Here is a 13,874-nt window from a genome sequence, read left to right on the forward strand (position 1 = left end):
GGTCCCGCCGACGCATGTCGGGATCCGCCGACAAGGCCCGGCGATGACGACGCGTTTAGTTCACACATTCACCGCACGCTTCAGCGCGTTCAGGGCCGCCAATGTTTCCTTGAGCAGCGTATTGTTCCTGAAATCCGGCCAGGATGACAGCTTCACGGCGGTGAAGGCATAGGCCGGATCGGAATAAATGAGCTGCCCGAAAACCCCCCGGCACATCAGCACGGGCCGGCGGTGATCCTCCAGCCAGAATTGGCGGCGATATGCACCTTCCGGTGTGGCGATGCGATAATCGCCGGTGAACTTGTCATGCTCGGCAACGCGGCAGGCCTGCACCCATTCCGCCGGCACGATCTGCCGCCCGTTGAAGAGACCGTCATTCGTGAGCATCTCGCCAAAACGGGCGTAGTCGCGCAAGGTTGCATTGAAGCCGCCATCCGCCAGCGCATAGCCGGCGGCATCGACGGTGTAGTTGGCGCTTTCTTCGGCACCCAAGGGCTGCCACAGGTCGCGGCTGACGATGTCGGGCAGGCGCCGCCCGGCAATGCGTTCGAGCGCGAAGGCCAGCACATCGGTTTCGATTGAGCGATAGGAAAATTGCGCGCCGTGATCGAAGGCGCGCTTCTTCAAGCTCAGCACCACATCCCAGCAGGTCTCCGGCCAGTCGCGACCGTCATTGGGGCGCGGCCGCCACTGGCAGGCGACATCGATCTTGGCGATGTCCGAGAAGGGATCGGTATAGGTTTCATCGAAGGCGACGCCGGATTGCATGTCGAGAATCTGGCTCACGGTCGCACCGGCATAGGCGGTCGCTGCCAGTTCGGGGAGATAGCGCGTGATCGGCGAGGCGATATCGATCCAGCCACGCGCCTGGTAGATGCCGACCAGGATGCCGATCAGCGACTTGCCGACCGATTGCGAGAGGTGCAGCGTGCGCTCATTCATGCCGTTCATATAGCGCTCGAGCACGATGGCGCCTTTGTGCAGCACGATGAAGCCGTCGGTGAAGGACTCGTCGAGGAACTGGCCGATGGACTTCTCGCCGTTCTCGCCGCGATAGCGGATGGCATCGAGCTGGCGTGGTTCACGCGTGAAACGGCTGGGGGCCTCGCGCCCGCGCCAGACCTCGGCGGTCGGCACCATCTCACGCACATGCCGGAACGACCAGCGGTTCCAGGGCGCCCGGTCCCATCCATCGCGCGGCGGATAGTTGAGATTGCTGTGATCAAGCATGAACGAGGGCCCTCTTCACGGCGGCGCAGGCGGCCTCCTGTTCGACGAAACGCGCATCATCCAGGAAATCGGGCCAGGACGACAGTTTGACGATGACGATGCCTGTGTCCGGGTCGGCATGAATCCACTGTCCGAACACGCCGAGGCAGTTGGTGGCGCGGCCGCGATAGTCCGGCAGCCAGAACTGGTTACGGTAGGCGCCGAACGGCATGGTGGCACGGTAGTCGGCATCGAATTGATCGGGGTCACCGCGGCGCGTTTCGGCGATCCACGCGGCCGGCACGACCTGACGGCCGTCAATCACGCCATCTTGTGCAATCATCAGGCCGAAGCGCGCATAGTCGCGTAATGTCGCGTTGAAACCGCCATCGGCCAGCGCATAACCTTCGGCATCGACGGTGTAGTAGCTGTTCTCCTCACAGCCCAGTTTCTGCCAGATCTCTGCAGAGATGAGCTGCGGCAATCGCTGCCCGGTGACGCGTTCGGCGACGAAAGCCAGCACATCGGTTTCAATCGAGCGGTAGTTGAAGCGGGCGCCATGTTCGGCGTTGCACTGCTTCAGTCCCAGGATCTGCTGCCAGATCGATCTGGGCCAGGCCCGCGTGTCGCCGGCAGGCTTCGGCTTCCAGCCCGACGCCACATCGGTCTGCCCGACATCGGAGAAGGGATCGGTATAGGTCTCGTCATAAGCGACGCCCGAACTCATATCGAGGATTTGCTGCAAGGTGGCGCCGTCATAACCGGTGGCCTTGAGCTCCGGCAGGTAATCGGTGACCAAACCGTTGGGATCAAGGGCGCCGCGATGGCTGAGAATGCCGATCAGCGCCCCGGTCAGCGATTTGGCGACCGATTGCGACAGATGCGCCGAGCGCTCGGTCATCCCGTTCATGTAGCGCTCGAACACGATGGCGCCGTCCTTGAGGACGATGAATCCATCGGTGAAGCTGTCGTCGAGGAACTGGCGGATGGTGAGTTCGCCGCGTGCCGCCTGGAAACGGACATCGTCGAGGCGGAAGGGACGCCGTGGCAGAGCGCTCACCGGGCCAGACCCACGCCAGACCTCGGCGGTCGGCAGGATTTCGCGGATGTGGTGGAAAGCCCAGCGATTATGGGGCGGCCGATCCCAATCGGCGCGGGGAATGCGTGGGGAATGCGGTGCTGCGGTCGTCATAGCGTTATCGCCATATGTCAGGCCGTCATCCCCGGGCTTGACCCGGGGTCAGCTGGCGACTGATAGATGCCGAGCCCCGTCGCACCAGATCCCCGGGTCAAGCCCGGGGATGACGATAAAGAAAACCGGCCACAGTGCGCCGCGCCCTAAGGCTAACGAGCACTGCAGCCGGCTCAACTCAGCTTACTTCGTCAGTTCGGTCCAGATAGCCGTATAGAGTTCCGTCACTTCCGGCGGGCAGGCCGCCTGGATGAAGGTCTTCTGGCCTTCCGGCAGGTTGATTTCCGGCGCGGCGGCAAATTCCTTGTCGAGGAACTTCTCCGAACCGGCGATGCCGTTGGCGTATTTCGCAAAGTCCGAAATCAGCGCGGCGTTTTCCGGGTCCATGATGAAGTTCTGGAACTTCTTCGCGTTCTCGATATTGGCAGCACCCTTGATGACCGCGACGTTATCCATCCAGACGGCGACGCCTTCCTTCGGATAGCCATAGACGATCTTCGGGTTCTGGAGACGCGCGCGCATCGAAGCGCCGTTCCAGTTGAGGCCCGCCATGATGTCTTCCTTGGCGTACTTCTCGACATTGCCGTAATCCATCGAGATCCAGTTCGGCTTCGAGGCCATCAGCAAGTCGCGGGCCTGCTTCAGCTCGTCCTTGTTGCCGTTGCAGACCGGGCTGAAGCCCTTATACGCAAGAGCGGCCGCGATCACATCGTTCATTTCCGGAACGACGTTGGTCTTGCCTTTGAGCTCGGCCGGGGTGTCGAACAGGATCGCCCAGGTATTGGGATCGCCCTTATAGGCGCCGGTGTTGACGGTCAGGCCCGTGGTGCCCCACTGCCAGGGAACCGTGTAGTTGCGACCCTTGTCGAAATCGACATCGACCCAGCGCGGATCCATGTTCTTGAAGTTCGACATGGTGTTCGGCTTGGTCTCTTCCAGCAGGCCTTCGTTGATGAAGACCGAGACGAAGTTGTTGCTGGGCACGACGATGTCGAAGCCATGGCCGCCAGCCTTGATCTTGGCGAGGGCAACGTCGTTCGAGTCGTAATCGGTGACCGTCACCTTGACGTTGTTCTCTTTCTCAAACTTCTCGATCAGCTTGGGGTTGGTGTAGTTGCCCCAGTTGTAGATGTTGAGCGAACCGCCGGCCGGTGCTGCGGCAGCGGCCGCGTCGCTGGTCGCCGTCGATGCGGCGGGCGCCGCTTCGCTGGTGGCGGTCGAAGCAGCTTCGCTGGTCGCCGTCGAAGCGCCTTCCGAGGCGGCTTCTTCCTTCTTCTCGCCGCAGGCGCTCAGCGCCAGCATGATGGTGACGGCCATGGCCGTGCTCTTGAATGCCTGTAGATATGTCACTTGATCCTCCAACTTGCTGCTGCACTGCCCCGCCAGATTTTCCGGCTTCAGAGCGTCTTCGTCGTCCAAACCCAACCAGTCCAAATTCTGGCGCCGACCTGGTCACCGGCCCGCTACCGAGCCGGCCGGTCGGTCATGTTTTCTTCCTGTTGAGCAGGAAGAAGATCGTCACCATCACGATCGATATCGCCAGGAAGACCGACGAGATGGCATTCATTTCCGGCGTCACGACACGCCGCAACTGCCCCAGCATATACGTCGGCAGCGTATCCTGCCCGCCCGATTTCACCAATTCGGTGATCACAACATCGTCAAGCGAGATGACGAAGGCCAACATGCCGCCGGCCAGCACCCCCGGCCACAGCAAAGGCAGCGTGACGTAGCGGAACGTCTTGAACGGCGTCGCATAAAGATCGGCCGCCGCCCGCTCGAGGCTGAGATCCATGTTTTCGAGGCGCGCCCGGATCGGCAGATAGGCGAACGGGATGCAGAAGGCCGTATGGGCGATCAGCAGATAGCCAAGACCGGTGTAGCCGGTCGCCACCTTGATCGCCGCGAAGAAGATCAGGAGCGCGATGCCGGTGACGATTTCCGGCACCATCAGCGGCTGGTTGATGAAGGCGTAGATGAAGGTGAGGCCCGGGAAAGGCTTGGTGCGGGTCGTCGCCAGTGCCGCCATGGTGGCGACGATGGTCGAGACCACCGCCGCGAACGCGGCGATCGTGAGCGAGCGGACCGAGGCGTCATAGACCTGCTGGTTGGCCCAGGCCGATTCATACCAGCGCCACGAGAACCCGGCCCAGATCGCCACCGAAGTGCCGGCGTTGAAGGAATAGGCCACAAGCGTGAGGATCGGCGCATAGAGCATCACGAAGCAGATCATCGCGATGGTGGTAAAGCCGTTCTGCTGCTTGACGTCGAATCCGCGGCCCCATTTTTTCCGGACGGGCGCCTGATTTTTCCCTTGCGCGATATCAGCCATGACGTGCCTCCGTCTTCGAGGCGTTGCGGACATAAAACAGCAGCGCAATCATGACGATGGCCATCAAGGTGATCGAGAGTGCGGCCCCCAGCGGCCAGTTGCGGCCCTGGCCGAACTGCATCTCGATGAGGTTGCCCAGCATCAGATTGCGCCCGCCACCCAGCACGCGCGGCGTCACATAGGCACCGAGCGAGGGGATGAAGACCAGGATCGAACCGGCAATGACGCCGGGCTTCACCAGCGGGAAGATGACATGCCGCAGCACACGCCAGCGCGTCGCATAAAGATCGTATCCCGCCTCGACCAAGCGGAAGTCGATACGCTCCATACTGGCGTAAAGCGGCAGCACCATCAGCGGCAGATAGACATAGAGCAGGCCCATCATGACCGCGAAATCGGTGAACATGATCTGCAGCGGCGTGTCGATGATCCCGAGGCCCAGGAGCAGCGAGTTCACGATACCCTCATTGCGGATCACTTCCATCACCGCGAAGGTGCGGATGAGGAGGTTGGTCCAGAACGGGATGGTGATGAGGAACAGCCACAATTCGCGCGACTTTTCATTCCGCGTGGCGATGAAATAGGCCGTCGGAAAGCCGAACAGCAAGGCCAGGATGGTGGTGAAGAAGGACAACTTGACCGAGCGCAACAGGATTGAGATGTGCGCATCGGCGATGCTCACGGCGTCCGTGAAGATATCCTTTTGCAGGATGACGCTGTACCAGCCGTCGGTCGAAAATTGCCATTCCACCCCGCCGTAATCGCCCTTCTTCAGGAAGGAATAGATGACGACGATGATGAGCGGCCCGATCGCCGCAAAGAGCAGGATGATGAGGGCCGGCGCCGACAGGAGCCAACGGTTGCGCGTGTCGCGCCTGTCCGCCGCCGCAGCTGCCGCAGCGGCCGGATTTGAAACTGATTTCCCGTCCGCCATGATCCCTTAATCCTTCAGGATCTGCATGGCTTCGGGGGCGATGCGCAGGCCAACGGCGTCGCCGGCCTTCAAGACTTCCTGGTGCCCGCGGCGGTTCTGCACGCGCGCCGTCACATGCTTGCTGGTGCCGTCGATCTCGACATGGAAGGTCGTGTCGGTCCCGAAATAGACGACGTTGGAGATCTTGCCCTTGAGATGCGCTTCCGCGTCGGGCCGCACCAGATCGATGCGTTCCGGCCGGATTGCCAAGGTCACCGTGGCACCGACGCCGACATTCTCGGCCACCGGATGGCTGATGACGATGCCGGACGGCAGCTTGATCTGCCCTTCATTGGCGATGCGCTGGGTGACTTCGGCTTCGATGAAATTGGTCTCGCCGATGAAATCGGCGACGAAGCGGACGGTCGGATGCTCGTAGATCTCGGCAGGCGAGCCGATCTGCAGGATCTTGCCCTTCGACATGACCGCGATGCGGTCGGACATGGTGAGGGCTTCTTCCTGGTCGTGGGTCACGAAGATGAAGGTGATGCCCGTTTCCATCTGCATGCGCTTCAGCTCGATCTGCATCTCCTTGCGGAGCTTCAAATCAAGGGCCGAAAGCGGTTCGTCGAGCAGCAGCACCTTCGGCTTGGGCGCCAGCGCGCGGGCCAGCGCCACGCGCTGTTGCTGGCCGCCGGAAATCTGGCTGGTGCGGCGGTCTTTGAGCTCCTCCATGCGAACCAGCTTCAGCATGGCGGTGACGGTCTGCTGCACTTCGGCCTTGGGCTTGCCCAGCATTTCGAGGCCGAAGGCGATGTTCTGCGCCACGGTCATGTGCGGGAACAGGGCGTAGGACTGAAAAACCGTGTTCACATGCCGCTTATAGGGCGGCAGATGCGCCACCTCTTCGCCTTCCAGGAGGATCGAGCCGTCACTCGGCATCTCGAACCCGGCAATGAGGCGCAGCAGGGTGGTCTTGCCGCATCCCGACGGGCCCAGCAGCGTGAAGAATTCGTTCTGGCGGATTGTGACCGAGACATTGTCGAGGGCGCGAACTTCCGCGCCGGGCGCCCCGAAAATCTTGCTTACGTTCTTAGCTTCGACAGCTACAGCAGCTGACACGATAGATAGCCCCCGTCCTGGTTTGCGCCATCCGCCACACACCCCTTATGAAGCCCTTCTACATGGGGCTTTCCGTGGGCTCGGCCTTATCCGGCCAGGATTTTGCGCGGCGCCAAGATTAGGCATTCGGGTGGCAAGGTCAATCGCGGCGTTGCACAAAAGTGAAATTTGTTGACCTGTTTTCATCACAGCATGCATCTGCATACGCCCAGGACGCGCAATCCAATGATCGAGTTCCCCCGTCGATGTTTCGGCCTGTTGCGGTTTCGATTGGCCTTCGGGTGGCGCGCGAACGAACCTGCGCGCTTTCGGAACTCCATCCATTCGGTCAATGAGCGCAAACGAGATCGCTAGCGCGTTTTCCGGGCGACACTGTTAGATTGCGCGCCGCATGACATATTACCGGCACCTGCGGACCCATCGATGAGCACGAACCGAAACAAGAACAGACGGCAATTGCCGCCCTTGAATGCCTTGCGCGCCTTCGAAGCCGTGGCGCGGTTTCTGAGCTTCACCAAGGCCGCCGACGAATTGCTGGTGACGCAAAGCGCCGTCAGCCGCCAGGTGAAGAACCTGGAAGACATCCTGGGTGTGGCCCTCATTCTGCGGAAAGCGCAGCTGGAGCTAACCGAGGAAGGCAAGCGCCTGCTGCCCGTGCTGACCGACAGCTTCGATCGCATGGACGGCATCATCGGCTCGTTCCGGCGCCAATCGAAGAAGCCGCCCTTGAGCCTGGCTGTGCCGCCGACCTTTGCCCGGCGCGTGCTGCTGCCGCGCCTGCCCGAATTCCAGCGCGCCAATCCGGATCTCGAGATCCGGCTGGAAACGCCGCCGGTCAATCCCGATTTCCGCAATTCCGGCCATGACCTCGCCATCCTCTTTGGCGAGATAGAGGCCGACGGTCTCATCGCCGACGTGCTGATGCGCGAGCGCTCCTCGCCGCTTTGCGCCCCCGATCTCTTCAAGAAATCGGCCTGGCCGGATGTGAAGACCATGATCGCCAAGGCGCCGCTGCTCCATATCCGCCAGGGGAATGATTCCTGGCATGACTGGCGGATGCTGGCGCGCCAGGTGGGCTTTGCCGGTGTCCCCGTCGAACGCGGCGTGGTGGTGGAAACCGCCGATCAGGCGGTACAAGTGGCGCTATCGGGGGGTGGCGTCACCGAGGTCGACCCGCGCCTTTGCGCCGACGAGGTCAAGAGCGGCCAGCTGGTGGCCCCTTTCGATATCAGCATCATGACAGGGCGCACCTATACACTGGTCTGCCGTCCCGACGAGACGGACCTTGCCCGCATCGCCGCCTTTCGCGAATGGGCGCTGGGCGCGCTGGTCGAATCCAACATCGCGGATGCGCCCGAACCGAAGGCGCCATGAACGCCCAGGAGATCCAGGCCCGCATCCTCTACCGCGATGCGCTGATGCTGGTCATCGACAAGCCGGCGGGGCTGCCGGTCCATGCCGGTCCCGGCGGCGGGCCCAATCTGGAGCGCAGCTTCGAGCATCTGCGCTTCGGCCTGCCCAAGCCGCCCGCTTTGGCGCACCGCCTCGACCGCGATACCTCCGGCTGCCTGGCGCTGGGTCGCCAGCACAAGGGCCTCTCCAAGCTGGGGAAGCTGTTCCAGGAAGGCCGCATCGGCAAGACCTATTGGGCCATCACCAGCGCGGCCCCGCCCGAGGCCTCCGGCACGATATCGGCGGCCTTGAAGAAGCTCACCACCCGCGCCGGCGGCTGGCGCATGATCGTTGTCGGCGACGATGAGAAGGACGCCCAGAAGGCGGTCACCTACTATAAGGTGCTGGGATCGGGGGGCGGCTATTGGTGGCTGGAGCTCAACCCCAAGACCGGGCGGACGCACCAGATCCGCGTCCACCTCGCCCATTTGGGATGCCCTATATTAGGTGAGCCGCAATACCTGCCCGAAGGCTCGGCGAAGCCCACGGCCAAACTGCACCTCCATTCCCGCGCCCTGGTTGTCCCTTTATATCCGAAAAAGGACCCGATCCGGGTCGAGGCGCCGCCCCCCGCCCACATGATCCGGGCGTTGCAGGCCTGTGGATTTGTAACCGGCTAAATCGGTTTTGCCGGTTACAGGACTTGGCGGGGACTTGTCATCCGCGGGCCACCCTTATATAACCCGCCCCGCACGGCCTAAGAATGCGTCCAAGGCGAACCATAGGGCATGCCCAAACGCAGCCGAAAGCATAATCATTTCAATAGGATACTGAAATGCCCAAGATGAAGACGAAGAGCAGCGCCAAAAAGCGCTTCAAGCTCACTGCCTCTGGTTTGGTCAAGTTCAAGCCGTCCCAGAAGCGTCACCGCCTTATCAGCAAGCCGACGAAGATGAAGCGCCAGGCCCGCCGCGGCGAGGTCATGGCCGATGTTGATGCCAAGAAGGTCATCAAATTCTTCATCCCCAACGGTCTTTAAGACGCTTTTTGACGGAGAACTAAAATGGCACGTACCAAGCGGGGCGTTACATCGCACGCCCGCCACAAAAAAGTGCTCGAGATGGCCAAGGGCTATGTCGGGCGTTCCTCTACGAACTTCCGCATCGCCATCGAGAAGGTCGAAAAGGGCCTGCAGTATGCGTATCGCGACCGCCGCGCCAAGAAGCGCGATTTCCGCGGTCTGTGGATCCAGCGCATCAATGCCGGTGTCCGTGAGCACGGCCTCACCTATTCGCAGTTCATCAACGGCGTGAAGAAGGCCGGCATCGAAGTCGACCGCAAGGTCCTCTCCGATCTCGCCATCCACGAGCCGGCCGCTTTTGCGGCGCTGGTGAAGCAGGCCCAAGAGGCGCTGGCGAAGTAAGCACGGCCATGCCGGCACTTCGCCTGAAAACTCTTTACGTGATTGCAACCGTCGCCCTGGCCTTGCCAGCGGTGACGGCTTGCGATTCCTATAAGGAAGATGTGGCGACGGTGCAGGCCGCCGAAAGCGTCGTCCCCGGCAAGACGAACGATGCCGTGGCGCGCGAGATCGCCGGTGCCCGTGGCTCGGTCGCCTGGAAGGGCGAAAAGGCCGCGCGCTACAACAACGACGCCATCGCCTTGGTGACCGCCGATATCGAGCGCGTCGGCCAGTCGGGCGCCACGCACAAAGTGCAACTGGAATTCGTCAACAACCGCGAAACCCGCAAGGTTGCGTTCGAGCAGGCCACTATCGACGGCAAGCCGCAAACCCTGCTGGGCGGCGCCTTGGCCTTGTTTATGATGCAATTGGACTAACCGGCTCCTGTTACGCCGATAAGGCGATACATGCCAGGAGGCCGGTTCATCCCGAGCCTCCTTTTTTGTTTCCGCCCAAAAAGCGATCAAAAGAAACCGCCGATCAAAAGGGATCGAACGATGAGTGAGAGTGGTCAGGATCTTGGAGCGCTGCAGAAGAAATGGCTCGACGCCGTCTCTGCCAGCGCCAGCATCGAAACGCTGGAACAGGTGCGTGTCGACGCGCTGGGCAAGAAGGGCGAGATTTCCGGGTTGATGAAGACCTTAGGCACCATGAGCCCGGACGCCCGCAAGGAATTCGGCGCCAAGATCAACGTCGTGAAGGATGAGGTCACCGCCGCCATCGATGCAAAGAAGGCCAATCTCGGCGACGCGGCCTTGAACGCCAAGCTGGCGCGCGAAACGCTCGACCTCACTTTGCCGGTGCGTCCGGAATACGAGGGCCGCATCCACCCGATCAGCCAGACCATCGACGAAATCATCGCCATCTTCGGCGAGATGGGCTTCTCGGTCGCGGAAGGGCCGGATATCGAGGACGATTTCCACAATTTCACGGCGCTCAACATCCCGGCCGACCACCCGGCGCGCCAGATGCAGGACACCTTCTATCTGCCGCAGAAGGAAGACGGCAGCCAGATGGTCTTGCGGACGCATACCTCGCCGGTGCAGATCCGCACCATGCTGAAGGGCGATCTCCCCATCCGCGTCATCTGCCCGGGGCGCACCTACCGCGTCGATAGCGACATGACGCATTCGCCGATGTTCCACCAGGTCGAAGGCCTGGTGATCGACACGCATACCAATATGGGTCACCTCAAAGGCTGCCTGCAGGATTTCGTGCGCGCCTTCTTCGGCATCGACAATCTGCCGGTCAGGTTCCGCCCCAGCTATTTCCCCTTCACCGAACCCTCGGCGGAGGTCGATATCGGCTGCGACCGCTCGGGCGGTGAGTTGAAGCTCGGCGGCGACAAGGACGGCAATGCCAAGAACTGGCTGGAAATCCTTGGTTCCGGCATGGTGCACCCCAACGTGCTGAAGAATTGCGGCATCGATCCTGCGAAATACCAGGGCTTTGCCTTCGGCATGGGGATCGAGCGCATCGCCATGCTGAAATACGGCATCCCCGATCTTCGGACCTTCTACGAAACCGATCTGCGCTGGCTGCGCCATTACGGTTTCGTACCCCTCGACATCCCCACCGCTGTGGGAGGATTGACACGATGAAATTCACGCTCTCCTGGTTGAAGACGCATCTCGACACCGATGCGGACCTTGCGACCATCACCAAGAAGCTCACCGATCTCGGCCTCGAAGTCGAAGGCGTCGAGGACAAGGCGGAAAGCCTGAAGCCCTTCGTCGTCGGCTATGTGGTCGAAGCCAAGCAGCACCCGAATGCCGACCGCCTGCGCGTCTGTCAGGTCGATACCGGCAAGGGCGTGCTGCAGGTCGTCTGCGGCGCCCCCAATGCGCGCACGGGCCTCAAAGGCGTCTTTGCCCCGGTCGGCACGCATGTGCCCGGCACCGGCCTCGATCTGAAAGCCGGCAATATCCGCGGCGAAGCCTCGAACGGCATGCTGTGCTCCGCCCGCGAACTGGGTCTGGGGCAGGATCATGACGGCATCATCGAGCTCCCCGAGGACGCGCCGGTGGGTGCCAGCTTCGTCGAGTATCGGAAGCTCGGCGACCCGGTGATCGAGATCAAGATCACGCCGGACCGCGCCGATTGCCTCGGCGTTTTCGGCGTGGCACGCGATCTGGCCTCAGCGGGCTTGGGCAAGCTGAAGCCGATTGCCGAGAAGCCGGTGAAGGGTACTTATCAGAGCCCGATCCAATGGCAGATCGACGAAAGTGCCAAGGATCTGGTGCCCTATACCGCCGGCCGCTTTTTCAAAGGCGTCAAGAACGGTCCCAGCCCGCAATGGCTGCAGGACCGGCTGACCTCGATCGGCCTCAGACCCATTTCGGCGCTGGTCGACATCACCAATTTCGTGACCTTCGATCTCTGCCGACCCTTGCACGTCTTCGACGCCGACAAGGTGAAGGGCCATGTCACCATGCGCCAGGCCAAGGCTGGCGAGACGATCCTGGCGCTCGACGGCAAGACCTACAACCTTGAGCCCGGCATGGTCGTCATCGCCGACGATCAGGGGCCCGAGGCCATCGGCGGCATCATGGGCGGCGAGGCTTCCGGCTGCACCGAGGCAACGACAAATGTCTTCCTCGAAGCGGCCCTCTTCGATACGACCGTGACGGCGAAGACGGGAAGGAAGCTCGGCATCCTCTCCGATGCGCGCTATCGCAACGAACGCGGGCTCGACCCGCAATCGGAGCTGTGGGGCATGGATGTGGCAACGCGCCTGATCCTGGAGATCTGCGGCGGCGAGCCGTCGGAAATCACCAGCGCCGGCACCTTGCCGAGCGGTACCCGCGAGATCACCTTCCGTCCGGCCCGTGTGCTGGCCCTGGGCGGTGTCGAGGTGGCACCCGCCAAGCAGAAGCAGATCCTGGTGGATCTTGGTTTCAAGGTTGTCGAGACGAACGGTGAGAGCTGGAACGTCACCACACCGAGCTTCCGCGCCGATGTCGAAGGCGAGGCCGATCTTGTTGAAGAGGTCATGCGCGTGCATGGCTTCGATCACATCCCCGCGACGTCGATGCCGCGCGTCGGCGCCATGCCGCCGGTGGCGGTCACCCTGGGGCAAAAGCGCGTCCAGCAGACCAAGCGTTTGCTGGCAGTGCGCGGCCTCAATGAGACCGTGACCTTCAGCTTCATGCCGAGCGGTGTGGCGGCGATGTTCGCCGGCAGCAACGCCCTGGTGCCGCTTGCCAACCCGATCAGCGCCGATCTCGACGTGATGCGCCCCTCCATCCTCGGCAATCTGCTGATGGCGGCGGAGCGCAACGCCGCGCGCGGCTTCAGCGACATCGCCCTGTTCGAAGTCGGCCCCACCTATCTCGGCGAGGCCGCGAAGGATCAGGTGCTCACCGCCACGGGCCTGCGCGTCGGCAACACGCCCCGTCACTGGCAGGTGAAGCAGCGGCCCTTGGATGCCTACGACGCCAAGGCCGATGCCTTCGCGATCCTCTCTGCCTTCGGCGTGCCGGTCGAGAACCTGCAGCTCGAAGCGACGGCGCCGGCGCATTACCATCCCGGCCAATCGGCCGTGCTGCGCTTGGGCCCCACGATCCTCGGCCAGTTCGGCACCATCCACCCGAAGGTGACGCAGGCGCTGGGTGTCAAAGGCGCCGCAATCGGCTTCGACGTGTTCCTGGAACGCCTGCCGGCACCGCGGTCGAAAGGCACGGCCCGGCCGCTGCTCAACGCCTCGGCCCTGCAGCCCTTGGAACGCGACTTCGCCTTCATCGTCGATGCCAACGTGCCGGCGGAAAAACTGGTGAAGGCCGCCAAGGGCGCCGACAAGGCGCTCATCACCGAGGTGAAGCTGTTCGACCTCTTCGCCGGCGGATCCCTGCCGGCGGATAAGAAGTCGCTGGCCCTCTCGGTAACCCTGCAGCCCCGCGACAAGACCCTGACCGATGCCGAGATCGAGGCACTGTCGGCGAAGGTTGTGGCGGCGGTCAACAAGGCGACCGGCGGGGAATTGCGGAAGTAGGCGCCCCTCACCCCAACCCCTGACCCCGCAAGCAGGGTGAGGGGCTTTGAATCTCGTTCGTCATCCCCCGCGCAGGCGGGGGATCCACGAGTTGCTTTCTTCGCGCCGCCGCTAAACTCGTGGATGGTCGGCCTTCGCCGACCATGACCGCGTTCTATCGGGGCGATCATCTTCGCTGACACCCCCCTCCCCGACCCTCCCCCTCAAGGGGGGAGGGGGTTTAGAGCGGGTTTGCTGCAACGTCGAAGACAATCTCGCTCC

13 protein-coding genes are annotated in these 13,874 nt (G+C 62.3%); 7 read left to right on the forward strand and 6 right to left on the reverse strand.

Annotated elements, in window-relative coordinates; translation table 11 throughout:
* Positions 1 to 60: 60 nt before the first annotated feature.
* The 6 genes from SMD31_RS07540 to SMD31_RS07565 all read right to left on the reverse strand — a co-directional run bounded on the left by SMD31_RS07540 (position 61) and on the right by SMD31_RS07565 (position 6,768).
* The gene (locus tag SMD31_RS07540) at positions 61 to 1,230 is read right to left on the reverse strand and encodes a serine hydrolase domain-containing protein (RefSeq protein WP_320500195.1); all 1,170 of its coding nucleotides are present in this window, start codon (positions 1,228 to 1,230) and stop codon (positions 61 to 63) included.
* Positions 1,223 to 2,401, reverse strand: coding sequence for a serine hydrolase domain-containing protein (locus SMD31_RS07545; RefSeq protein WP_320500196.1), 1,179 nt, complete (start codon positions 2,399 to 2,401; stop codon positions 1,223 to 1,225). The genes SMD31_RS07540 and SMD31_RS07545 overlap by 8 nt, the downstream gene beginning before the upstream one ends.
* Positions 2,402 to 2,584: 183 nt before the next feature.
* Complete coding sequence (locus SMD31_RS07550) at positions 2,585 to 3,751, reverse strand: extracellular solute-binding protein (RefSeq protein ID WP_320500197.1); 1,167 nt, start codon at positions 3,749 to 3,751, stop codon at positions 2,585 to 2,587.
* Between the two features lie 133 nt (positions 3,752 to 3,884).
* Positions 3,885 to 4,733, reverse strand: coding sequence for an ABC transporter permease (locus SMD31_RS07555; RefSeq protein ID WP_320500198.1), 849 nt, complete (start codon positions 4,731 to 4,733; stop codon positions 3,885 to 3,887).
* A complete protein-coding gene (locus SMD31_RS07560; protein WP_320500199.1) occupies positions 4,726 to 5,667 on the reverse strand; it encodes an ABC transporter permease in 942 nt (313 codons plus the stop codon). Before SMD31_RS07560 ends, SMD31_RS07555 begins: the two co-directional genes overlap by 8 nt.
* Positions 5,668 to 5,673: 6 nt before the next feature.
* Positions 5,674 to 6,768: an ABC transporter ATP-binding protein gene (locus SMD31_RS07565; RefSeq protein WP_320500200.1), complete on the reverse strand. Its 1,095-nt coding sequence runs from the start codon at positions 6,766 to 6,768 to the stop codon at positions 5,674 to 5,676.
* A gap of 423 nt (positions 6,769 to 7,191) precedes the next feature.
* On the opposite strand from SMD31_RS07565, the gene SMD31_RS07570 reads away from it, so the two are divergent.
* The 7 genes from SMD31_RS07570 (at position 7,192) to pheT (ending at position 13,613) form a co-directional block, all read left to right on the forward strand.
* Positions 7,192 to 8,142 carry a LysR substrate-binding domain-containing protein gene (locus SMD31_RS07570; protein ID WP_320500201.1) on the forward strand — a complete coding sequence of 317 codons (951 nt, stop codon included), beginning with the start codon at positions 7,192 to 7,194 and terminating at the stop codon, positions 8,140 to 8,142.
* The gene (locus SMD31_RS07575; protein ID WP_320500202.1) at positions 8,139 to 8,840 is read left to right on the forward strand and encodes an RluA family pseudouridine synthase; all 702 of its coding nucleotides are present in this window, start codon (positions 8,139 to 8,141) and stop codon (positions 8,838 to 8,840) included. The genes SMD31_RS07570 and SMD31_RS07575 overlap by 4 nt, the downstream gene beginning before the upstream one ends.
* Positions 8,841 to 8,995: 155 nt before the next feature.
* Positions 8,996 to 9,199, forward strand: coding sequence for a 50S ribosomal protein L35 (rpmI, locus tag SMD31_RS07580; protein WP_320500203.1), 204 nt, complete (start codon positions 8,996 to 8,998; stop codon positions 9,197 to 9,199).
* A 24-nt stretch (positions 9,200 to 9,223) separates the two neighbouring features.
* Positions 9,224 to 9,583, forward strand: a complete 360-nt coding sequence (gene rplT / locus SMD31_RS07585; RefSeq protein WP_320500204.1) for a 50S ribosomal protein L20 — start codon at positions 9,224 to 9,226, stop codon at positions 9,581 to 9,583.
* An 8-nt stretch (positions 9,584 to 9,591) separates the two neighbouring features.
* Positions 9,592 to 9,999, forward strand: a complete 408-nt coding sequence (locus SMD31_RS07590; protein WP_320500205.1) for a hypothetical protein — start codon at positions 9,592 to 9,594, stop codon at positions 9,997 to 9,999.
* 120 nt (positions 10,000 to 10,119) lie between these two features.
* Positions 10,120 to 11,223: a phenylalanine--tRNA ligase subunit alpha gene (pheS, locus tag SMD31_RS07595; RefSeq protein WP_320500206.1), complete on the forward strand. Its 1,104-nt coding sequence runs from the start codon at positions 10,120 to 10,122 to the stop codon at positions 11,221 to 11,223.
* Positions 11,220 to 13,613, forward strand: a complete 2,394-nt coding sequence (gene pheT / locus SMD31_RS07600; protein WP_320500207.1) for a phenylalanine--tRNA ligase subunit beta — start codon at positions 11,220 to 11,222, stop codon at positions 13,611 to 13,613. Before pheS ends, pheT begins: the two co-directional genes overlap by 4 nt.
* Positions 13,614 to 13,874: the final 261 nt, after the last annotated feature.

The organism is Dongia rigui (genome assembly GCF_034044635.1).
Taxonomy (GTDB): Bacteria; Pseudomonadota; Alphaproteobacteria; order Dongiales; family Dongiaceae; genus Dongia; species Dongia rigui.

Bases quoted from the DNA above. Each gene is read 5' to 3' on its own strand.
- pheS (WP_320500206.1), top strand. From the start codon at position 10,120: ATGAGTGAGAGTGGTCAGGATCTTGGAGCGCTGCAGAAGAAATGGCTC.
- rplT (WP_320500204.1), top strand. From the start codon at position 9,224: ATGGCACGTACCAAGCGGGGCGTTACATCGCACGCCCGCCACAAAAAA.
- SMD31_RS07590 (WP_320500205.1), top strand. From the start codon at position 9,592: ATGCCGGCACTTCGCCTGAAAACTCTTTACGTGATTGCAACCGTCGCC.
- rpmI (WP_320500203.1), top strand. From the start codon at position 8,996: ATGCCCAAGATGAAGACGAAGAGCAGCGCCAAAAAGCGCTTCAAGCTC.
- SMD31_RS07555 (WP_320500198.1), bottom strand. From the start codon at position 4,733: ATGGCTGATATCGCGCAAGGGAAAAATCAGGCGCCCGTCCGGAAAAAA.
- pheT (WP_320500207.1), top strand. From the start codon at position 11,220: ATGAAATTCACGCTCTCCTGGTTGAAGACGCATCTCGACACCGATGCG.
- SMD31_RS07540 (WP_320500195.1), bottom strand. From the start codon at position 1,230: ATGCTTGATCACAGCAATCTCAACTATCCGCCGCGCGATGGATGGGAC.
- SMD31_RS07570 (WP_320500201.1), top strand. From the start codon at position 7,192: ATGAGCACGAACCGAAACAAGAACAGACGGCAATTGCCGCCCTTGAAT.
- SMD31_RS07545 (WP_320500196.1), bottom strand. From the start codon at position 2,401: ATGACGACCGCAGCACCGCATTCCCCACGCATTCCCCGCGCCGATTGG.
- SMD31_RS07575 (WP_320500202.1), top strand. From the start codon at position 8,139: ATGAACGCCCAGGAGATCCAGGCCCGCATCCTCTACCGCGATGCGCTG.
- SMD31_RS07560 (WP_320500199.1), bottom strand. From the start codon at position 5,667: ATGGCGGACGGGAAATCAGTTTCAAATCCGGCCGCTGCGGCAGCTGCG.